This is a genomic window from Candidatus Tisiphia endosymbiont of Dascillus cervinus, from assembly GCF_964026405.1.
In the GTDB taxonomy this organism is placed as follows: Bacteria; Pseudomonadota; Alphaproteobacteria; order Rickettsiales; family Rickettsiaceae; genus Tisiphia.
The window spans coordinates 371603-393064 of the sequence record NZ_OZ032146.1 but is presented as its reverse complement, the minus strand read 5'-3'; the positions used below and the strand labels follow the sequence as shown (position 1 = coordinate 393064).

At 31.9% G+C, this 21462-nt stretch carries 21 protein-coding genes and 1 tRNA gene; 13 read left to right on the top strand and 9 right to left on the bottom strand.

Translation table 11 applies throughout. From position 1 onward, the window contains the following. Positions 1-14: 14 nt before the first annotated feature. Both hemH and hemE read right to left on the bottom strand, forming a co-directional pair. Positions 15-1103: a ferrochelatase gene (gene hemH, locus AAGD19_RS01830; protein ID WP_341748091.1), complete on the bottom strand. Its 1089-nt coding sequence runs from the start codon at positions 1101-1103 to the stop codon at positions 15-17. Then, positions 1081-2100, bottom strand: coding sequence for a uroporphyrinogen decarboxylase (gene hemE / locus AAGD19_RS01825; RefSeq protein WP_341748090.1), 1020 nt, complete (start codon positions 2098-2100; stop codon positions 1081-1083). Before hemE ends, hemH begins: the two co-directional genes overlap by 23 nt. Positions 2101-2492: 392 nt before the next feature. Between hemE and AAGD19_RS01820 the strand changes: the two genes are divergently transcribed. From AAGD19_RS01820 to AAGD19_RS01775, 10 genes are all read left to right on the top strand, one after another. After that, complete coding sequence (locus AAGD19_RS01820) at positions 2493-3338, top strand: pyruvate, water dikinase regulatory protein (protein WP_341748089.1); 846 nt, start codon at positions 2493-2495, stop codon at positions 3336-3338. A gap of 332 nt (positions 3339-3670) precedes the next feature. After that, on the top strand, positions 3671-3994 hold the full coding sequence (gene trxA, locus AAGD19_RS01815) for a thioredoxin (RefSeq protein ID WP_341748088.1): 324 nt from the start codon (positions 3671-3673) through the stop codon (positions 3992-3994). Between the two features lie 16 nt (positions 3995-4010). Beyond that, positions 4011-4748: an ABC transporter ATP-binding protein gene (locus AAGD19_RS01810; protein ID WP_341748087.1), complete on the top strand. Its 738-nt coding sequence runs from the start codon at positions 4011-4013 to the stop codon at positions 4746-4748. Next, positions 4748-5524 (top strand): ABC transporter permease, encoded by a 777-nt coding sequence (locus AAGD19_RS01805; protein WP_341748086.1) that lies wholly within the window; start codon positions 4748-4750, stop codon positions 5522-5524. Before AAGD19_RS01810 ends, AAGD19_RS01805 begins: the two co-directional genes overlap by 1 nt. Before the next feature lie 25 nt (positions 5525-5549). Continuing rightward, the gene (locus AAGD19_RS01800; protein ID WP_341748085.1) at positions 5550-8843 is read left to right on the top strand and encodes an FAD-dependent oxidoreductase; all 3294 of its coding nucleotides are present in this window, start codon (positions 5550-5552) and stop codon (positions 8841-8843) included. Position 8844: 1 nt separating this feature from the next. Continuing rightward, positions 8845-9366, top strand: coding sequence for a methylated-DNA--[protein]-cysteine S-methyltransferase (locus tag AAGD19_RS01795; RefSeq protein ID WP_341748084.1), 522 nt, complete (start codon positions 8845-8847; stop codon positions 9364-9366). 97 nt (positions 9367-9463) lie between these two features. After that, positions 9464-10030 (top strand): elongation factor P, encoded by a 567-nt coding sequence (efp, locus tag AAGD19_RS01790; protein WP_341748083.1) that lies wholly within the window; start codon positions 9464-9466, stop codon positions 10028-10030. A 154-nt stretch (positions 10031-10184) separates the two neighbouring features. After that, complete coding sequence (locus tag AAGD19_RS01785; RefSeq protein WP_341748082.1) at positions 10185-10940, top strand: inositol monophosphatase family protein; 756 nt, start codon at positions 10185-10187, stop codon at positions 10938-10940. A gap of 336 nt (positions 10941-11276) precedes the next feature. Beyond that, on the top strand, positions 11277-11612 hold the full coding sequence (locus AAGD19_RS01780) for a DUF2610 domain-containing protein (protein ID WP_341748081.1): 336 nt from the start codon (positions 11277-11279) through the stop codon (positions 11610-11612). Between the two features lie 386 nt (positions 11613-11998). Beyond that, on the top strand, positions 11999-12706 hold the full coding sequence (locus AAGD19_RS01775; RefSeq protein WP_341748420.1) for a metal ABC transporter ATP-binding protein: 708 nt from the start codon (positions 11999-12001) through the stop codon (positions 12704-12706). A 59-nt stretch (positions 12707-12765) separates the two neighbouring features. Here AAGD19_RS01775 and AAGD19_RS01770 read toward each other — a convergent pair whose 3' ends face one another. The 5 genes from AAGD19_RS01770 to pgeF all read right to left on the bottom strand — a co-directional run bounded on the left by AAGD19_RS01770 (position 12766) and on the right by pgeF (position 16497). Beyond that, positions 12766-13491: an SDR family oxidoreductase gene (locus tag AAGD19_RS01770; RefSeq protein ID WP_341748080.1), complete on the bottom strand. Its 726-nt coding sequence runs from the start codon at positions 13489-13491 to the stop codon at positions 12766-12768. A gap of 5 nt (positions 13492-13496) precedes the next feature. Beyond that, positions 13497-14060 (bottom strand): NifU family protein, encoded by a 564-nt coding sequence (locus tag AAGD19_RS01765; RefSeq protein WP_341748079.1) that lies wholly within the window; start codon positions 14058-14060, stop codon positions 13497-13499. Between the two features lie 43 nt (positions 14061-14103). After that, positions 14104-14189 (bottom strand) — tRNA-Leu (locus tag AAGD19_RS01760). Between the two features lie 282 nt (positions 14190-14471). Further along, complete coding sequence (gene dnaN, locus AAGD19_RS01755; protein ID WP_341748078.1) at positions 14472-15635, bottom strand: DNA polymerase III subunit beta; 1164 nt, start codon at positions 15633-15635, stop codon at positions 14472-14474. Positions 15636-15762: 127 nt separating this feature from the next. After that, complete coding sequence (gene pgeF / locus AAGD19_RS01750; RefSeq protein ID WP_341748077.1) at positions 15763-16497, bottom strand: peptidoglycan editing factor PgeF; 735 nt, start codon at positions 16495-16497, stop codon at positions 15763-15765. On the opposite strand from pgeF, the gene AAGD19_RS01745 reads away from it, so the two are divergent. Genes AAGD19_RS01745 through bcp form a run of 3 tightly spaced genes read left to right on the top strand, consistent with a single transcriptional unit; the run spans position 16498 to position 18585 of the window. After that, on the top strand, positions 16498-17370 hold the full coding sequence (locus AAGD19_RS01745) for a glutamine synthetase (protein WP_341748076.1): 873 nt from the start codon (positions 16498-16500) through the stop codon (positions 17368-17370). 32 nt (positions 17371-17402) lie between these two features. Next, entirely contained in the window at positions 17403-18101 is a 699-nt protein-coding gene (locus tag AAGD19_RS01740; RefSeq protein ID WP_410520830.1) for an SURF1 family protein, read from the top strand. A 16-nt stretch (positions 18102-18117) separates the two neighbouring features. Further along, positions 18118-18585: a thioredoxin-dependent thiol peroxidase gene (gene bcp / locus AAGD19_RS01735; RefSeq protein ID WP_341748074.1), complete on the top strand. Its 468-nt coding sequence runs from the start codon at positions 18118-18120 to the stop codon at positions 18583-18585. A 21-nt stretch (positions 18586-18606) separates the two neighbouring features. On the opposite strand, the gene AAGD19_RS01730 is transcribed toward bcp, so the two are convergent. Further along, entirely contained in the window at positions 18607-19461 is an 855-nt protein-coding gene (locus tag AAGD19_RS01730) for a cytochrome c oxidase subunit 3 (protein ID WP_341748073.1), read from the bottom strand. A 124-nt stretch (positions 19462-19585) separates the two neighbouring features. Further along, positions 19586-21124, bottom strand: coding sequence for a patatin-like phospholipase family protein (locus tag AAGD19_RS01725; RefSeq protein WP_341748072.1), 1539 nt, complete (start codon positions 21122-21124; stop codon positions 19586-19588). Between the last annotated feature and the right edge of the window lie 338 nt (positions 21125-21462).

Sequence of the window (21462 nt, the reverse complement as noted above, 5' to 3'; positions counted from 1 at the left end):
TTTTATCCCATTACTTAGTTTTTTAAATTACAAGGACACATAGTAAAATTATAAGGACATATTCTTTTATTAATTGAACTACATATCAAATTTTTTGTATCGAAACTATAATTAACTAAATTTGATACCATTTTAGTTATACTATTGATAAACAATTTATTTGTTCCAAGAGCAGGAGTCCTAATATATTCTATCTTGTACTTACCAGCAATCTTTCTATATTCAATGTCTAATTCTACCAGTGTTTCAACATGTTCTGATACAAATGCTATTGGGACTATTATAAGAGATTTATCTTCTTTTCCTGCTATCTCAATTTCATCCTCCGTATTAGGTTTAAGCCATTCCACTGGACCAACACGACTTTGATAAGTTATTTTATAATCTAAATTATCTATGCTAAGCTTAGACACCAAATTTTCTACAGTCTTTTCAATCTGCCACTGATATGGATCTCCTGCTTTTATTATTTTTACAGGCAGACCATGAGCTGAAAATAATATACGAAAATTTTTTTTGTTTTTCAATTTTTTAAATGATTGCTTTATTAATGACAAATGAGCTTTAATAAATTCGTCATCGATAGGATAACAACAAATAGTTTTAATATGTCGGGAATATTCACTTTTATTTTTATAAAGAGAAGATATAAAATCTTTAATCGAAGATCCAGTAGTGGTGCTAGAAAAATGTGGGTATAATGGTAACAATATTATTTCTGAAGGGTTATACTCATTTATTTTTCTTACTGCTTCTTCGGAATCAGGATAAGAATAACGCATTGCTATAAAAATCTTAAAATCCTCATTCAGAGTTTGTTTTAACTTCTCTGTAATAGCAGCTTTTTGAGATTCTGTTTCTTGTAAAATAGGCGAATTATTATCTACTAGAGAATATATTTTCTGAGATTTTTTGTTTCTAGTGATTGATATTATCTTAGCAAGAATAAACCTTAGGGGATTTGGCAAGTTAATAATTGCTTTATCATAAAATAAGTTAAATAGAAATCGTTTGACTGAGTTTAAGCTATTTGGTCCACCAAGGTTAAAAAGTACGATGGCTATTTTTTTTTGAGATATTTTAGTATTTAAATTCTCTAACATAATTAACTAAAAACTCAACATTTTCAACTGGTGTATTTGGCAAAACACCATGTCCAAGATTAAATATAAAATTTCTTTCTTTAAAATTTGCAATTATTTTACTTACCTTTTCTGCGATAATTTCTTTATTAGTAAGCAATATAAATGGGTCTAAATTACCTTGTACAACAATTTTCTCACTCCATAATTTCATGGCACTAGCTGGTACAAACTGATCTGCTCCAATAGCATCCACTCCAGTATTAATAATATATTTTTCATATAAAAGCCCAGAACCTCTTGGAAAACCTATAATCGGTAAATGTGGAAACTGTTTTTTTAAAGCTAATACTATATTTTTTGTTGGTTGCACTACAAACTGATCATATTCTGCTTCTTCTAATATCCCTGCCCATGAATCGAATAATTGTACTAAGTCTGCCCCAGCTTTTACTTGTTCCTTTAAATGAATAATAGTTTTTTCAGTAATAAAGTCTAGAAGTTCTTGTGCTAAGTTATTATTTTCATAAATAAATTTTTTACTTGTTTCAAAACTTTGTTTGCCTCTTCCTTCAAGCATATAAGTCATTACCGTCCATGGACTACCGGCAAAACCTATCAATGCAGTATCAACTGGTAATTTTGCTTTAGCTTTATTGATTATTTCATAAATTACATTTAGTTTTCCATTAGAATTTCCTTCAAGATATTTAAAATCTTCTTTTGATTGAAATTTACGTAATATTGGTCCTATATTTTCTTCAAATTTTACATCCCAGCCAAGTGCATCAGGTAAAACCAAAATGTCAGAAAAAATTATAACAGCATCAAATCCATACCTTCTTATTGGTTGTAAAGTCACCTCTACAGCCTTATCAACATTATAACATAAATCTAAGAAACCACTAACAGTTTTTCTTATTTTTTGATATTCAGACAAATATCTACCAGCTTGACGCATTAACCAAATAGGTACAAGATCATTTTTTTTCTTAAAAGTTTGTAAAAGCTGATTCATGAAATAACCCATAATAATCTATATTTATATATAATATTTTTTTAGTTGATATAGACATTGTTAATATGTAGATTAATTATATATACACATAGTTATACACATTTTTTTATTGCTAAATTACTAGAGAAGTTTATTGATTATAATTATTACTCACATTATTCATAGGATTATTTTTTTAGTGGATAATTCATAGTGGTTTATGTGTGTAGAATGAGAAAACGTGAAAGATATTAGATATCTAGCATTTTACACACAAAATTATCCACAAAATTATTCTTTAAATTATAGAGGTTATTAACCTCTATATACGGGATATATACGGGTAGTTATTGGTTGCTTTTAATATAGAGATTAAAATATGAATAAAAATTATCCACAAAGACTAATAAACTATGAATAAGCTGATTATTCACTTAGTTTCAGACTCTTCAGTGCAAACAGTTAAACATGCAGCTAATACTGCTTTGTCACAATTTAGCAAAATTGAGTCAAAATTGTATCATTGGCCAATGTTAAGAAATGCAGAATCATTAAATGAGGTTTTGAAAAAAATCAAGATGAAACCAAGCATTGTATTGTACACTATTTTAGATCACGAACTAAGAAGAAATTTAACTAAATTTTGTTATGATTTAAAAATTCCTTGTATCTCTGTTGTAGGTAGAATTGTAAAAGAAATTTCAGTTTTTTTAGGTGTAGAAACAGAAGAAAGTTTAGTTTATGATTATAAATTTGATGAAGGTTATTTTGATAAGATTCATGCTATTGATTATACTCTTAGACATGATGATGGTCAGATGACTAGTGAATTAGATGAAGCTGATATTATTCTGATTGGTCCTTCTAGGACATCAAAAACTCCAACTTCCGTATATCTAGCATATAATGGATTTAAAACAGCAAATGTACCTTATATTCATGGTTATCCGTTTTTAGACTTGTTAGGCAGCATTACAAAACAGCTTGTAATTGGTTTGATTATTAACCCAACTCGGCTAATTGAAATAAGAGAAACTAGAATGCATTCATTACAGATGAGCGATAATACTAATTATACGGATTTTAAAATAGTCCAAGAAGAATGTATGCAAGTAAAACAAATTTGCGAGCAACAGGGGTGGTCAATAATTGATGTTTCAAGAAGATCTGTAGAAGAAACCGCTGCTGTAGTTATGAAACTTTATTATGATCGTAAGAAATATGTTCTTAACAATTTAGATACTAACATTTTTAAGTAAACTTAAAGCAGTCATTTACAATAAGAATTTTACTTAGTATGATTATAATTGTTAAAACACAGGGATGTCATCCCCGCGTAGGTAGAGGAATCTAGAAAAATAGCAGGCTGTTGAGTATTATGCCTCATAGTATAATCGTCATTGCGAGGAGTCGCTGAAAGCGGCGACGCGGCAATCTAGGATACGCGAAGCGTTACTCTAAAAAAACAGATTCGTTGTTTACCTAGATCGCCACTTATAGAAAAATGTAGGGTACTATGATTATGCTTACGCGGGGATGACATCGAAGGTGTTTTTTATTCGATATTTAATAATTCAAAAAATAAGAGATTATGAAAAGTAATATAACAGATGATTCTTTTAATAAAGAAGTTTTAGAGTCCACCACACCTGTATTAGTTGATTTTTGGGCTGAATGGTGCGGACCATGTAAAATGTTAACACCTATTATTGAAGAATTAAGTAAGGAATTAGTGGGCAAAATAAAAATCGTTAAAATGGACATAGATCAAAATCCCAATATACCTTCAAGTTTAGGTATTCGTAGTATACCTACAATGATTTTGTTTAAAGATGGGAAACAACTAGCTACTAAGACTGGAGTATTCCCCAAAAATATTATTGAAGAATGGATTAACTCTTCAGTAAAAATATAACTCATGTTTTTAACATATGACGTCTAAACTAGTATCTATAGAGATATCTGATGGTTGTGTAGAAGGAATCAATAACCAACAAAGGGTAGAAAGTTTAAGACACTTTTTTATTAAAGGAGGTAAACTTTTTCCTTCGTCAATTCCTATCTTAAATAATATAAATCTTTCCTGTCAAAGAGGCGAAAAAATTGCCTTTATTGGTAGCAATGGTTCAGGTAAGAGTTCTTTGCTTAAAGTAATTGCTGGAATTTATCCATTAAAGTTTGGAAAAATTAAAGTTCATGGTAACTTTGCCGCCATTATTGAGATGGGAGTAGGTTTTGAATTAGAGCAAACTGGCAGAGAAAATATCAAAATGCTTATGATTTATAATAATATGTTAGGTAAGTACAGTAAAGAACTGGAACAAGAAATTATAGATTTTTCTGAGCTAGGGAATAAAATAGATTTACCGGTAAAAAATTATAGTTCTGGTATGTTATCAAGATTGGCTTTTTCTGTATCGGCTTTTCAAGATTCAGATATTCTTTTACTAGATGAAGTTTTTGCTGCTGGTGATAGTCATTTTATTGAGAAGTCGACCAATTTTATGAAAAACAAGTTACAAAATATACCTATTTTAATATTAGTAAGTCATCAAGAAAATATTATTAAGGAGAATTGTAATAGATGTGTATTATTAAAAGAAGGTAGTATTATTGCAGACGGTAATCCAGATGAAATACTAAAAATTTATAATAGTGGGAATTATTAATGATAAAGTATTTTTTTTCCAAGAAATACTGGTTGTCAGTGGTATTATTAACCCAAGCTTCTATATCTCATCAAAATAAAGATTCTTTTTTAGGTTCGTTATGGGGTTTAGTTCAGCCTTTTGTGCATATAATGATCATTTCATATTTTTTTGGATTTTTACTTAAGCTACCAAGAGAAGCAATGATTATGAATCTAGTCGGTGGTTTACCGTTATGGACATTTATTGTTAGCAGCTTAAATATATCATCAAATTCATTAATTAATCGCAGTGGTATTATAAAAAAGGTAGTAATTTCTAGAACTATCTTTCCTATATCGGATAGTTTAACACAAGTTTATACCCTAATTTATTCGTTTGTAGCTATGTATATAGCTTTTATCATTTTATATCCTGAAAGATTTAGTGTATATATACTTTTTGTACCAATGCTTGTGTTACCGCTGATTATTTCTGTGATTAGTAGTTCTATCGCATTTGCATTTTTAACTCCTTATATACGTGATGTTCCACAGGTATTAAATTTGATTTTGAATGTTGCATATTGGACTATACCAATAGTGTACCCATATTCTATGGTACCAGAATCAAAGAAAATATTTTTTGAAATTAACCCCATTTTTCTTGTCATAAGACCAGTTCAATTCTTAGTAATAGAAGGAGTGTTGCCAGATGTATTTATGATTATAAAATCCTTTATTGTAGCCGTTATTGTTTCATTTTTCAGTTATCTTGGCTACAGATTTTTTTCTAAAAATGTCATATATTATATATAGCTAATCTAAAGAAGGTTTTAGCTATATGACACTTGCTTTTGGTTTAGATTTTATAGATCTGAATAGATTAGAAGGCTTAAAAAAATTAGATGAAATTTTTCTAAATTTTCTGCGTAGCCATAGTTATTCTCTTTATGAAATTATTTTATCATTAAGGGCTAATCCTGATCAAGTTGATCAAAAATATTACTCGGATTTTTTATTAGAAATTTCGCCTGTTTTTGATGATTTTCTAGCTAAGTTATTTGGTATTGAACAAGAAATAGCCAATCTGAGATTTAGTCATAAAGAATTTGATGTAATTTATGAATGTAAGAGAAAGTTCATCCAGCGTGTTGCGGTAAGAAAATATCCTCCTGAAAAACTAAAAGAGATTGATTTTGATAGTGTATCAATTTTTTTAGAAAAACTTTTAGGAGAGGAGTTTACCCAAGACAAGTTTGCTCGTCAAGTAATAAAATGGCAATTAGATGATGAAAAATATGCTTTTGAGTTAGATATAGCAGCAAAATATGCTGCCTTTATGGTTTATAATAGACCTCTTGCAGGAGTAGAGTTTCAAAGGAGATTTAATGAATCTGAAAGTATATTATTTTCTTTACCAAATAAAACAGATAAAGATAATTTAATAGATCTTAATAAGGTAGCTAAATATAAAAAACATGTAAGAGTAGGGTTTGATTGTTTAAATCCTATATCTAATCTAGATACAGTCTTAAATGCTACTCACTATTGTATCTACTGTCATAAACAGGGAAAAGACTCGTGTTCTAAAGGGTTATACTCGAATGATTCTGCGAATATACTACCGACTACGCCATCAAAGTCGGGCTGTCCGCTGAAGCAGAAAATCTCTGAGATGAATTATGTAAAGTCCAAGGGATTTAATTTAGCTGCTCTTGCTATTATTGTCATTGATAATCCAATGGTGGCTGCTACCGGTCATAGGATTTGTAATGATTGTTCTAATGCTTGCATTTATCAAAAGCAAGAACCTGTAGATATTCCTCTTGTTGAATCTAATATTTTGGAAACTACTTTGCTTCTACCTTACGGGGTGGAAATATATTTATTACTTACCAATTGGAATCCACTTAACATTTTTTCTCTGATGCCAAAGCCTTCAACTAATTACAAAGTTTTAGTAGTGGGTCAAGGACCAGCTGGGTTTAGTTTAAGCCATTATTTATTACGAGACGGACATACTGTAGTAGCTATAGATGGCTTAAAAATCACCCCATTACCTTTTGATATTAACAAGCCTATTAAATACTGGTCTGATTATAAAAAAAACTTATCAGAAAAAATACCTGAAGGTTTTGGAGGAGTAGCCGAGTATGGTATTACTGCAAGGTGGGATAAAAATAATTTAACTATATTACGTCTGATACTGGAGAGAAACAGTCATTTTAAGCTTTTTGGTGGTGTAAGTTTAGATAGTAATATAACTATGGAGCAAGTATTTCATTTAGGATTTGACCATGTTGCTTTGTGTGTTGGAGCTGGTAAGCCCAAAATTGCTCAAATGAAAAATTTTCTTGCAAAAGGTGTGAAAACAGCCTCCGACTTTCTAATGACATTACAATCAGGAGGAGCTTTTTTAGAACAATCTAACACTAATTTGCTTATTAGGATGCCTATTATTATCATTGGCGGGGGACTGACCTCTATTGATGCAGCAACTGAAAGTTTAAATTATTATAAGTTACAAGTAGAAAAATTTCTAAAAAAGTATGAATTGTCAGTTGAGGAGAATGGGAAAAATCATACAGAACAAAATTGGACAGATGAGGACAAATTAATAGCCGAAGAATTTATCTCGCATGCAAAATTATTTAGGCAAGTACAAGATACAGAAGCTGTAAAAAAAATCCTCGATGAACTAGGTGGAGTAACAATTTGTTATAGAGGAAAATTAAAGGATTCTCCTGCCTACAAGTTAAATCCTGAGGAAGTTATGTATGCTATGGCTGCAGGTGTAAATTTTGCTGAAGATATGATACCTTTAGGCATTGATGTTGATCAGTATACTTACGCTGAATCAATAGAATTTGATAATTTAGGTATAAGGAAAAAATTTAAGGTAAGGACTGTACTTATGGCAATAGGTACGCATAAAGATAATAGTTATTTGGAAAATCATTCGAGTATAACAGACTTCCTGCATAAGTCAAAAATAGTTGAGAAATTTTTAGGAGAAACGAAGCCGAGTACCGCAGCGTACACAGGCGTACGTGAGGAGCACAGGCGAGTTTCGACGACAAAATTACCAACTAGATTGACTTATGCAGGAAGTATAACATATTTTGGTGATTGTAATCCTCAATACTCTGGAAGTGTGGTTAAAGCCTTAGCAAGTAGTAAAGAGGGGTACAAGTTTATTGGAAAAAAACTTATCAAAAATAAACCAAGTTTTTTTGGTAATAATCTAAATTTCTTCGTTAAACTAGATTATTTACTAGTTAGCCGTATCAAGCGGATTAATATTCTATCTTATAAGATAGTAGAGCTGGTAATACATTCTCCTATCGCTGCTCAAAATTTTCAACCGGGGCAATTTTTCCGTTTACAAAATTATTCTAGTGATATTTCAAAAATTATCGAACCATTGGCTGTCACTGGAGCTTATGTTGATTCAGAAAAAGGGTTAATTCATTTGATAGTTTGGCAAAATGGTAAATCAAGTAAATTATGTAGATATTTATCGCAAAATGAACTAGTAGTACTAATGGGACCTAGTGGTAAGCCAACTGAGATATTAAAGGATAGTAATGTAGTGCTTGTTGGTGGAGGAGTTGGAAATGCAGTTTTATGCTCAATAGCTAAGGCTCTTAAAAATAATAATTGTAAAATTATATATTTTGCTGGTTATAAAAATTTACAAGATAGGTTCTATCAAGACAGAATAGAAGAAGCAGCCGATATAGTAGTTTGGTGTTGTGAAGAAGGTATTTTATCAAAAAATAGGGCGGAAGATATTAGTGTTAAGGGCGATTTGGTGTATGCTATAATGGGGCATTGTTACCTTTGGAAAAATTTGAGCATAGATAGGATAATAGCTGCGGGTAGTACAGAAATGATGGAAGCTATAAAAGATATAAAAGATGATTTTTTTGGTAACAAAACTCAATTAATAGTAAGTCTTAATTCTCCTATGCAGTGTATGATGAAAGGTACTTGCGGACAATGCATTCAGGAAGTTACAGATGAAAGGAAATATATTTTTACTTGTGTCTGCCAAGATCAAGATGCAAAAATAGTTGACTTCACAGGGTGTAAAAGTCGTTTAGAACAAAACTCTCTCCAAGAAAAAAATTAAAATGACAAAAATATATAGATATATAGACTTACCAATTGCTCTAATATACTCAAATGATTTGAATATATTATTGGTATCAGATGGGGACTTTTTAACAGGTTTATATTTTGTAGGGCAAAAACATATGCCAATTTTAGATAGTAGCTATCATGAACAGCAAAATTGCAGTATATTCGATCAAACTTACCAAGAGCTAACAGAATACATAAATGGTACTAGAAAAGAATTTACTGTACCTTACCGTTTCACGGGGACTAATTTTCAGGAGAAAGTATGGTCTACCATCTCTGCCATCCCATATGCTAGAGTGATGAGTTACAAGGATATTGCAAATTTAATATTTGCTCCTAAATCTGTACGTGTAGTAGCAAACACTGTGGCACGCAACACTTTGTTAATTATAGTACCATGTCATAGGGTTATAGGTACTGATGGTAGACTAACTGGTTACGCTGGAGGACTTGAACTCAAGAAAAAACTTTTAGAATTAGAAGAAAGCTATAAGGATATGATTATACTTTGACCTTTATCGATAAAAATGATAAAATAGACCTAGAAAGGTGTTAATAACCAGCTTGAACAAATATACAAAAGAATTATTTTAGATAAGTGATAATAATATGAAAATTTCAGCAAATGCTATTAGGGCTGGTAACATTATAGTGTATAATAATGATTTATGGGTTGTGAGCAAAACACCTGAACATACCAAACCTGGTAAAGGTGGGGCTTATGTACAAGTAGAGATGAAAAATTTAAAAACTGGTACAAAACTTAATGAGCGTTTTAATTCATCCGATTATGTTGAAAAAGCACAGCTTGAGAATAAGGATTTACAATTCCTATATTTTGAAGGTGATGACCTCGTGTTAATGGATAATGAGACATTTGAGCAAATTTTAATTAATAAGGCAATTCTTGGTGAATGTTTGCCATTTCTTGAGGATAATATGATACTCAAGGTACAGTTTTATGAAGAAAAAGCTTTAAATGCTGAATTACCGCAAACCGTTATTGCTGAAATTATGCAAACTGATCCTGTAATTAAAGGCTCTACGGTAACATCTTCTTATAAACCAGCGATTTTAACCAATGGAGTAAAGGTAATGGTACCGCCTTATTTAGTTACTGGGGAGAAAATAGTTATAAAAATTGAAGATATAAGCTTTGTTGAGAGAGCAAAGTAATATATACTCAGGTAGAACTTTAAGAGTTAAGGTCATTGTCTCTGAAGATCAAAGCTGCCTAGTTATTCATGTACGCACAGCTAGCTAGACTTTGCTATTGCCTCTTGAAGTTATACTATCGTCTATCATCAACTTTTGAAGTCATATATAGCTTATGCAGCCTATAACTAACTTACTTATTACTGCATCATGTAAAGCTGTTAAGTTTTTGAAGAGAGATTTTTTAGAGCTGGAAATGCTTCAAAGATCTAATAAGGGAAACTATGATTTCTGCAATAAATCTTATATTAAAACACAAGATTTATTACGTAATGAGTTGCAAAAATATACAAGTTCTTTATTTTTTCCAGAGGATAAGTTTGAATTAGATAACGCTTCTGAGATGGTTTTATTAATAAATCCGCTTGATAGTTTGAGTAATTTAGAAAAAAGTATACCATTTTTTGCTGTATCTATAACGTGTTTAAAAAAGATTAATAAAATTTTAACCACGGTTTGTACGGTGATAAACTTTCCAGCTCTTGATGAGATTTATTATGTTGAGAAGGGAAAAGGGGTATGGGTAGGAAATAATACCACTAATAATAGTGGTAGATTAAGGGTTTCTGCTTGTTCTAGTTTTGATAATTTTCTAATTTCTACTGATGATCTTAACATAAACCCAGTTTTTTTGAAAAATGCTAGGGTTTTTGGTTCTCATTGTTATGGAATTCTATTACTTGCAGCTGGTAAGATTGATGCTGTTTATTTTTCATCATTAAATTACACTTTAAAAGCTAGTTTTGATTTAATTGTCCGAGAATCAGGTGGAGCAATAATAAATAATGACAAAACGTTTGTTGCTACTAATTATGAACTTTCCGAGAAATTTAAACATCTATTACTTGAAAAAACGTCATTGAGTAGTTAATTTTTGTTGCCAAAATTTTTTACTTTTATTTTTTTGTTGTATCATATACAATTTTGTTAGGGATAAGTTTTTTAGCATAGTACCCTACATTTTTTATATAACCACTATTAAAATGGTTGCTGATCGTCTATTAGCGAGGAGTCGCTGAAAGCGGCGACGTGGCAATCTAGGATACGCGAAGTGTTACTCTAAAAAAACAGCTCCGCTGTTTACTTAGATTGCCACGGCATCTAAAGAGCCTTGCTATGACGATTATAGAAAAATGTAGGGTACTATGGTTTTTTAGGATTAAATCTTGAAATCCCTAATATTATTCTAATAATTTAATGTTATGTTATGAAAAAGTTTAGTGTTAATTGTGATTTTGGTGGACAAATGGCACCGTTTACTATATATGTAGGGCAACCTGAGCCGGGGCATCATCCCTTGCATTTTCAGGATGACTGGTTATCAAAGCAACGTGGTGGGAAAATACCAGCTGAGGTCATGGATGCGATAACTAAACTGCAAGAACTGGCTAATAAGAATAATATTCTGCTGGAAGAATTGTGTGTGTATGCTCTTGGTTCTGCACAAGAAGAGGATGATAAATCTGAAAAAAGTGAAGAATCGGAAAGTGATAATGACGACCAAGATAGTAATAATGATGTTAACGGTGAGACTGCTAGTTAACCTGAGTTCGATGTATATTGCTATGATTTCAAGAGTTGGGTAGACGATAGTATAACTTCAAGAAGAACTAGGCAGCAGCAAAGTCGAGCTGCTAGGTGTACATGAGTAACGGAGCAGCCATAGTACATTTTTTATGTCACTACTGTTAAGAGTCCTTACGAGCGTCATTGCGAGGGGTCGCTGAAAGCGGCGACGCGGCAATCCAGGATATGCAAAGCGTATTAGAAGAAACAGCTTCGTTGTTTATTTGGATCGCCACGGCATCCAAAGATGCCTCGCGATGACGATTATAGAGAAATGTAGAGTACTATGGCTTACATCAAACTGAGGTTAGCTATTTATCATAATTGGCACACAATAATAATTTTGATCAGGTGGTTGTGTCTATATCAGAAGATATTACATTAATAAAATTCAGTAATGTATCTAAACAATTTGGCAAAAAGTTACCCCTTAATAATATTAATTTTACCGTTAAAAAAGGTGAGGTTACGACTTTAATTGGTCCAAATGGTGCTGGAAAAACAACAATAGCTAGATTAATCTTGGGATTAGACAGTGCCTCATCTGGTAATATAACAATTCACCCCCATCTAAAAATTGGCTATGTACCCCAGAGACTAGATTTTGCTTCAGACTTACCAATTACAGCTGAAAATTTTTTATATTTATTAGCCTCAAATGCTACTCGCAATGATTGGCAAGAATGGAATAATTTTATTGATTTTGATAATTATAAACATCATGATATTTCAGAACTTTCTGGTGGTCAATTTCAGAAGCTAATTCTAACTGCTACCTTACTCAACAATCCTGATCTAATTATTTTAGATGAACCAACTCAATCATTAGATGTTACTAGTCAGCAAGAATTTTATCGGATTATTAATCAAATAAAAAAACGTCTAAATATTACAATTTTTATGATATCACATGACTTATTTACTGTGATGAAAAACTCTGACCAAGTTATATGTTTGAATGGACATATATGTTGTAGTGGTAAGCCTAACGATTTAGCACAGAACCAAGACTTCCTAAACACCTTGTCATCAATTGGTTTTTATGTCCATCATCATGACCATAAACATTAGATATTTTTGGCAAACTCACTTGGGCATTGCCCGCAATGAAGGATTGGTAGAAATATACCTCATGACATATTATACCCACCATTAATTGACAACGTTTCCCCAGTGATAAAACCAGCTTGCTCATCTGCTAGATACTCTACGGATCTAGCAATTTCTTCTGGTCTACCCAACCTTTTCATTGGCACAGCTGCTATTATTTGCTCTAGTATATTAGCTGGTATCTTTTCAACCATTGATGTTTTAATATACCCAGGAGCTATACAATTTACCGTTATATTTTTAGAAGCTGATTCCCTAGCTAATGCCTTAGTAAATCCTATAATTCCAGCTTTAGCAGCAGAATAATTAGTTTGCCCTATTTGTTCTGCCTGAGCATTAATTGAACTAATATTAATAATTCGTCCGTAATTTTGATTTCGCATTTGGTTAATTACTGCACGGCACATATTAAAGCATGAGCTAAGATTAACGTTAATCACTTCTTGCCACTCTTCTTCAGTCATTTTATGCATCATCGCATCCCTAGTAATACCAGCATTATTCACTAGGACACTTACTGGACGACCAAATTCATTTTCAAGTTCCTTTATTGACCTAAAACATTCAGCATAATTTGCTGTATTCCATTGCTTAGTTTTAATAGAATAATTTTCATTAAAATCTTTAGCAGCTTGGTAATCACTATAAAAATTTGCTACAACGGTAAAGCCTCTATCCCTTAATGCTATAGTAATAGCCTTGCCTATCCCCCTTGTTCCCCCTGTAACTACTGCTAACTTTGACATAATATCTATAACTCGTCTACAGCTTCAACAGATTCTACCTCGGGGATAAAATGTTTAAGCATTGATTCAATACCATTTTTTAAAGTAATAGCCGAACTAGGACAACCTTGGCAAGCTCCACGAAGTTCTAATTTTACCACTCCATTTTCAAATCCTCGATATATTATATCACCTCCATCCATGGCAACCGAAGGACGTACACGTGTTTCAATAATTTCTACAATCTGTTGTTCGATTTCAGACATCTTGTCAGAATTATTTATGGCAGATTGACCATTTTCCCCATCAAAAACAGTAAAACCAGCAGTAAAATGATCCATAATAATCATCAAAATTTCAGGTTTTAAAACTAGCCAATCACTTTTTTCTTCTTTAGTAATAGTAATAAAATCACTACCAAAAAATACAGATTTTACGCTATTTATACTAAATAATTGAACTACTAGCCTGCTTTTACCTTTTGCCTCATCAAGATTACTAAAATGAACCGGCTCATTAGGGCTAACAGGTATGTTAGGGAAAAATTTTATCGCATTAGGATTAGGAGTAATTTCAGTTTGAATAAACATATACTTTTTCCTCGATAAAAAGAATGACCTTGATAAAAATGAATGGTACCCGCGGCCAGACTTGAACTGGCAAGGGTTTGCACCCCACGGATTTTAAGTCCGTTATGTCTACCATTCCATCACGCGGGCAAGGTCAGGTTATTTTAGACTCTATGAAGATTGCACAGACTAATAAAAAAAACGTTAAAAAGCAAGTATTTTTACTATAAAAACTTCATTTCTTCTTGATTTTTATCGAGTATACTCGGTGAACTTCAAGAATTGGCGTCGTCGTGTCTAAAGATCGAAGCTGCTCACGTACTAATGTACGCTCCGCTGCTCGACTTTGACACTCCTAGCTCTTCTTGAAGTTGACCCTCGTCTACCAACTCTTCATTTACGAGCAGTATATACATTGAATTAAGGTGAATATTAAACCTTAACTGGCATAATCACAAAAACATCTTTAGGATTCTGAAGGGTTTTCAATAACATTGGTGATGATGCATTTAAAAAGTATAGCTCAACTTGGTTTGCTTTAGTAGCACTTAACACAGCACTTAGTGCATCAGTAAGATATTTAGGATTAAAACCTATAGACAGAGTATCTTCATGATCAAAAATGCATAAATTACTTTCATCTAGAGAACATGGTATGCATTCTTTAGCCACGCCTCTTGCTTCTCCAGAAGCGGTAATTTCAAGCAAGTCTTTTGATAAAATCAATTTTATTGCTTGAAATTTGTCTATAGTTATTGTCGCTACTCTATCTATAGCATCAGCTAGCAACTTGGTATTAATAGTAAGTTTATAGTTGTTCTCTACTGGGATAAAAGCTTGATAATCCGGAAAAGTTCCATCAATTAGTTTTGATACCATTATAATATCATTACAAACAAATTTAATCCTATTAACACTTAGAAAAATTTCAGCCTCCAGTTGAATATTCTTAGGGTCTTTCAATATCTTAACAATTTCCTCGAGAGTCTTTTTAGGTAAAATAACTCCAAATTCGCTAGCATTATTGGCTATTTTTACTACTGACACTGATAATCTATGCCCATCGGTGCTAGCCATACAACATTCTTCATCTTTTACGTAGAAATAAACACCATTAAGATTATAACGAGTTTCATCAACGGATACCGAAAACAAAGTACCGTCGATCATTTTAACAAAATCACTACAAGATATTTTTAAAGTAGCTTCAACATTAATATCATCTAACGCAGGGAACTGGTTAGCATGTAGGGTTAGTAGGTTAAAAGCACAATTCTTTCCTAGAATTTCAAGTTGATCTGTTTCATTTGAGACACTAAGTGTTACATCATTATCAGATATCTTTCTTATTATGTCATTTAATGTTTTAGTAGATACCATTATTTCGCCTTCACTTATTACTTGAGCTGCTACTTTTTGGCTTAAATATATTTCCATGTTAGTAGTTATTAGCTCTAGCTTACCATCCTTAGATGATAATTTAACATGACTAAGCTCAGCAATTACGTTACGTTTTTCTACCACAGAATTGGCAAAAGCCAAAGCATGAGTTAATGTTTTTGTTTCAACTATTGTTTTTAAGTTATTATTATTCATAGTATTTATCCATAATTAACCTCAGTGCAAACTTACTCTTGAAGTAGGAGAAGTATACATATTATATACTATCTAACAAATAAATACAAATATGTTTCCCATGTAGTTGATTTTCATCTAGCGTTATTTATCCTTTAATTACAATGGTGGATAATATGGTACGGTTATATAATTCTCCAGTATGACAGGAACGTCGATAACTTGGATATTTCTCAGGGGTAGTATATGTATCTTCTAGCATCCTTGTTATATCTTTAATACCAGCTTCTTGCAGTTGAAGTTCTACATAAGCTGGTAAATCAAACATATAATGCTTTGTTCTCAAAGAGCTACTAAAAAACTTTGAGTTCTTAGCCCGTTGCTTTATAAAATTATCGTAAAATTCTTGGTCTACCTCATAAGAATATTGTTGAATACTAGGGCAAATAATAGCTCTAATATTTTTTGCTCCTTTCTCATGCATTAGTTTTACCAAATTATTAGTGATACCAGCTTTAGCTCCACGCCAACCACAATGAGCTGCCCCTATAACCTTACCATCTTCGCTACTAAGTAGAATAGGAACGCAATCAGCAGTTTGTACTGTTAGCACTAGATTTTTTTTGGTAGTAACTGCCCCATCAGCTTCGGGATCAGTCTCAATATCACTATCAGCATCAATAACTTTGTTACCATGAACTTGCTGTAGGATAACAATGTTCTTGGCATCATAATGCTTAACTACTGTTAGCCGATTATTCTCGACACTTTCTAAGATCCTAGAATCACCCAACTTATTTTTTTTACTATAAATATGACTAGATTGCTTGAAGCTTCCATCAAAAATTTTATAATAAACTTTATTCTTTATAAACTCATCCACATGACCACCCTACAGCAATTTATCCATACACTATCAGATCATTTGCAAAAGAACAATGCTTTACAAAAAATCATTAAGAAATTTCGAACAGACTACTCGCTAATAGCTTGCATCGGAGTGGAAATAGAATTTTATTTAAGCAAAAATATTGATCCACTCGAATTTCAGACTCTACTTGGAATAGCAGTTAAGAAAGAAAAAGGAGCTAATCAATTTGAGGTAGATTTGCCGCCTTCCACTAACATAATTGAGTATATAGAAAAAATTAGTAGCACTAAGTCTAAAATACAAATTATTGCAGAAAAATTACGGGGTAATGTAAATTTTTCTGCCAAACCATTTGCAAGCGATTATGGTAGTAGTATGCATTTTCATGTAAATTTTATATTCCCAAATGATTTGGAGAATTGTATACTTAATATTGATCTAATGGCTCAAAGTATCTGTCATTATATGCTTGACACTTTCTTGATATTCATGCCAAATGAAGATGATTATCTTCGTTTGGATAAGAATTTTATGGCACCAACTAATGTATCTTTTGGTAATAATAATAGAACTGTTGCACTGCGCATCCCTGACCTCTCTCCTAAAAGACTAGAACATAGAATAGCAAATCCACTCACTGATCCTTATTTGGCAATTTTTACTATTTTAAACTCTATATTTCTAGGTCTAAAATTTCCTGATAAAATAAATAATATCAACAAAATATATGGCAATGCTTTTGATCAACAATATAATTTAGTGTCATTCCCCAAATCATTAACAGAAGCATTAGAGCTATTTAATTTGGAGTTTTTTATATTACTCAATAGACAAAGAGAACTAGCTACTCTAGAATCACTACTAGAAATAATGAAGAAATTATAGTGTTACAAACTTTAAAAAAAAATACTTTAAAAATCGGTAAGTGCCAAGTTCAATTATTACCTTTATTACTTACTATATTAGCATTTGTAATTCTCTTATCACTTGGGTTTTGGCAAATTGCTAGATTACAGGAAAAAGAACTGTTTTTAAGTTCAATGAAAAATAATCTTAATAATCCGTCAATTAATATAAAAACACTTAGTGGAAATAAATTATATGCTAAAATAAGGGCGAACGGCTATTTTCTAGTGGGTAAGAATTTACATCTTTATGGGCGCAGATCAATGTCCACTGAAAAAGATGGTTATTATTTAGTTACCCCATTTCAAACTGATGATAACAAGATAATCTTGGTTGTACTAGGGTGGTTTGCTGGGAGGCATAAAAAAAATATTGATAATATAATAGATAACTCTATGGAAGTCACAGGTGTAATTCTTCCCGGTGAAAAAACAAAGCTGTTTGTACTGGATAATGATGTTAAAAATAATGTTTGGTTTACCTTGGATTTAACTCAAGCCTCTAATGTTCTTGGCTTAAAATTAGAAGATTTTTATTTAGTTATGGAGGGTAATAACAATCGATCTGATATTCTTAAAAGTTTGTCGATTGAAAATTTGCTGAATGTCAGAAATGATCATTTAGAATATGCCATAACTTGGTTTGCATTAGCGATCTCGTTAGCAGTAATTTTTGTAATTTATAATTTGTCTAAAAAAGAAATAAAATAAATATAAAGGAGTAGTTATGACATTAAAAATAGGTGATATTGCACCAAATTTTACTATGCCAATAGATAATAATAGTACAGTTAATTTGTCAGATTTAGCAGGAAAGGTTGTTGTATTATATTTTTATCCTAAAGATGATACACCAGGTTGTACTATCGAAGCCGGTGACTTTAATAAATTAAAACTAGAATTTGAAAAAATGAATGCTGTCATTATTGGTGTATCAAAGGACGACTTAAATTCTCACGATAAATTCAAGAAAAAATATTGTTTGGATTTTGATCTTGCATCAGATTCTAATTCCGATACTTGTGAAAAATATGGAGTTTGGGTAGAAAAATCAATGTTTGGTAAAAAATATATGGGAGTTGATAGAGCTACTTTCTTAATAGACAAAAAAGGCAAGATAGTTTACATTTGGTCAAAAGTACAAGTGGCTGGACATGCTGAAGACGTATTAAATCAGGTACGGAAAATAATATAAACATATCTATATTTTAACAGTCTATCTTCCAAGAACATATACAAAAGTGAACAAAAACAACCATACTACATCGACAAAATGCCAGTACCAAGCTGCAAATTCAAAACCCAAATGACCATTACCTTTCACAAAGTCACCTCGCCGCACTCTATAATAACAAACACTTAGAAATATAGTGCCAATTATTACGTGAACTCCGTGAAAACCTGTTGCTAAGTAAAAATTAGAAGGATAGATTCCATCTTTAAAACCAAAAGCTGCATGATGATATTCATAAGCTTGCATTAAACTAAAAAATACACCAAGTATTATGGTAAAGCTAAGAGCAGTCATACAATCCTTTTGGTTATTTTCCTCAAGAGCATAATGTGCCCAAGTTACTGTTGTACCGGACAACAAAAGAATCAATGTGTTAATAAAAGGAATGTCAAAAGGATCAAATGTTTGAATACCAGCAGGAGGCCATACACCAGGTTTTACCACCCATATACCATCTAGCACTCCTACAGGGAAAAGGTTTGCTTTAAAAAATGACCCAAAAAATACAGCAAAAAACATTATTTCTGACAAAATAAATAGTGCCATACCTATCCTTAAGCCGATTCTTACTGGCTGCGTATGATGTTTTCCAATTAATCCCTCTTTAATTACATCACTCCACCATGAATATAAACAAAAAATCACTGAAAGAATACCAGCTCCAAAAACATATTCACCAAATCTATATGCATGCATAAACATTATGCTACCGCTAGCTAAAAGCAATAAGGCAAATGAAGTCAGGATTGGCCAAGGACTCGGATCAACGAGATGAAATAGATGTTGTTTTTCTTCTAAAGAAACAACATTATTGTTTTTAATAGATATATGTAACATAACAAACTCATAAGCAATTCACTGCTTGGTTATTTTATGCTATCTTCTGTAAATATCAAGAATATACTCAACAGACGCGAATTCGGGATAAGAATTAGTTAATTCCCGAATGGGGTAATTACAATTAATACACTTCAGGAGGAGCGTGTGAAAAATCTGAGCCTCTTCCATCACACGGTACTTCTTGAGCTAAAGCTTCTTGACCACAAGTATTATAATCATTATCAGGTATAAACATCTTACTAAAAGAGTTAAGAAGCATATTTTGAGAATTAGTTAACTCAGGTATTTCATCCATATGATTACCGTTGATGATTGAGCTAATCCGACCGGATAAAGCTTCAATTTGTGTATTATCTAATACTTGTAAGAACATTTCTAGAAGCTGAGATTCCCTAGGAGTTAAAGTACTCAAGCCTTTTTGTAAAGTTTCATATTGACTATCATCTAAATCTTTAATCAATAATTGTTGTTTATCACATTCATTCGATATTACACGATTACTAGCAGTACTGGAAGCATTATTATCTTGCTCTTCATTAGTATTATCACTCGCTACTAACGCACTAGAAACATTAGATTCGTCAATGTTTGCTGCTTTTAAACTCTCTTCTCTATTTACACTCTCAACCAATGTTTTACAAAGATTCTCAAGTAATTCTTTGTTATTTTCTACATATTGCCTACCAATTTCTTTTAATTTAGCTATATTATCCGGCTTAACATTATCCAATTTTTTACATTCTTTTGGTATAGGAATTGATATCTCTGTAAATTGACCAGCTTCTGGTAAATCTTTTTTAACTTCAGTTATAGCACTATGTTCGGTAGCTTTCATAATTTTGTTTATTATGTTTCCTTTAGTTACCCAACCTATCGAACCATCCAATTTTTTTGATGGTATCGCCGTTTCTTTATGAGTTTGTTCAAAATTGATAGAACAAAGCATCGTATGTTTTAACATTTCTACTTGTTCTTCAAGAGTCATCCCTTCTTTCAGCACTCCTATAGCTGATCCTGCTGGAATATTAGCACTTAAGCCTCCATCGACAAGAGCATAAGGTACTCCAGCATCATAGCCAAAACCACCTACACCCTCTTTATTAACAACAACTTTAAAATAAGTAGGAGCTGCCGTAGTAGCAAGAACTACCTCTTTTTTTAGTACGTCGTTATGGGTATGACTATCAAAGACTTTATTAGGATCATTTTTGCCACTTACGTCAAAAACAGGTATAATAACACGAGTTATAGCCTCATCTAATGTACTATTACCCAAATATTTTTCTAACATTGCTTTAAGAGGTTTTTGACTATATTTATGGCTGAATATGTTACCGATTGGACCATTAAAATACCACTTTTGTGGGAAAATATCAGCAGCAGTATTTTCAAATAGCTCTAAAGCTTGTTTTGCTGAAAAAAGTGGTTCTGTTGATCCCTTTTCTTTAGGGATGGTCAATAAAGTTGCAATTAATCCCCCAACACTAGTGCCAGTAATAACACTAAATAATTCAGATATAGACTTGCCTGTCATTTCCTCAATCGCTGCAAGTACAACCAACTCAGCAATCCCCTTAATTCCACCACCTGAAATAGAGAGAATCCTATTTTCTTTTATTTTATCTATTTTATTCAATTTTGCTTCACCTATGTCGCCCATAATTATAACTCACTAAATAAAAAACATTTTATATACTCGATGAGAATCAAGAATTGCGTTGTCGTCTTCAGGGATCATAGGTAACCACGTACTAAATGTACGCCTAGCACCTCGACCCTTTGACTCCTGCTACTAATCATGATTTTAATTCTATCGTCTATACAACTCTTTCAGATACGAGTAGTATACAACATACATAGTGGAAGAGATTGTCAAAAAAATCAAGCTATAGAATGATATAAACTACTAATTATTATCTACCTGTATTGTATAATAATCACTATATACTAAATAGTAATTAACTTTCCTGTAATATATATAGCTTGTCGCAAAAAATA

Coding starts and splice junctions, on each gene's coding strand:
- AAGD19_RS01805 (WP_341748086.1), top strand. CDS start 4,748: ATGATAAAGTATTTTTTTTCCAAGAAATACTGGTTGTCAGTGGTATTA.
- bcp (WP_341748074.1), top strand. CDS start 18,118: ATGACATTAAAAATAGGTGATATTGCACCAAATTTTACTATGCCAATA.
- AAGD19_RS01800 (WP_341748085.1), top strand. CDS start 5,550: ATGACACTTGCTTTTGGTTTAGATTTTATAGATCTGAATAGATTAGAA.
- AAGD19_RS01785 (WP_341748082.1), top strand. CDS start 10,185: ATGCAGCCTATAACTAACTTACTTATTACTGCATCATGTAAAGCTGTT.
- AAGD19_RS01795 (WP_341748084.1), top strand. CDS start 8,845: ATGACAAAAATATATAGATATATAGACTTACCAATTGCTCTAATATAC.
- AAGD19_RS01730 (WP_341748073.1), bottom strand. CDS start 19,461: ATGTTACATATATCTATTAAAAACAATAATGTTGTTTCTTTAGAAGAA.
- AAGD19_RS01810 (WP_341748087.1), top strand. CDS start 4,011: ATGACGTCTAAACTAGTATCTATAGAGATATCTGATGGTTGTGTAGAA.
- efp (WP_341748083.1), top strand. CDS start 9,464: ATGAAAATTTCAGCAAATGCTATTAGGGCTGGTAACATTATAGTGTAT.
- hemH (WP_341748091.1), bottom strand. CDS start 1,103: ATGTTAGAGAATTTAAATACTAAAATATCTCAAAAAAAAATAGCCATC.
- AAGD19_RS01765 (WP_341748079.1), bottom strand. CDS start 14,060: ATGTTTATTCAAACTGAAATTACTCCTAATCCTAATGCGATAAAATTT.
- AAGD19_RS01780 (WP_341748081.1), top strand. CDS start 11,277: ATGAAAAAGTTTAGTGTTAATTGTGATTTTGGTGGACAAATGGCACCG.
- AAGD19_RS01770 (WP_341748080.1), bottom strand. CDS start 13,491: ATGTCAAAGTTAGCAGTAGTTACAGGGGGAACAAGGGGGATAGGCAAG.
- trxA (WP_341748088.1), top strand. CDS start 3,671: ATGAAAAGTAATATAACAGATGATTCTTTTAATAAAGAAGTTTTAGAG.
- AAGD19_RS01725 (WP_341748072.1), bottom strand. CDS start 21,124: ATGGGCGACATAGGTGAAGCAAAATTGAATAAAATAGATAAAATAAAA.
- hemE (WP_341748090.1), bottom strand. CDS start 2,100: ATGAATCAGCTTTTACAAACTTTTAAGAAAAAAAATGATCTTGTACCT.
- AAGD19_RS01745 (WP_341748076.1), top strand. CDS start 16,498: ATGACCACCCTACAGCAATTTATCCATACACTATCAGATCATTTGCAA.
- dnaN (WP_341748078.1), bottom strand. CDS start 15,635: ATGAATAATAATAACTTAAAAACAATAGTTGAAACAAAAACATTAACT.
- AAGD19_RS01820 (WP_341748089.1), top strand. CDS start 2,493: ATGAATAAGCTGATTATTCACTTAGTTTCAGACTCTTCAGTGCAAACA.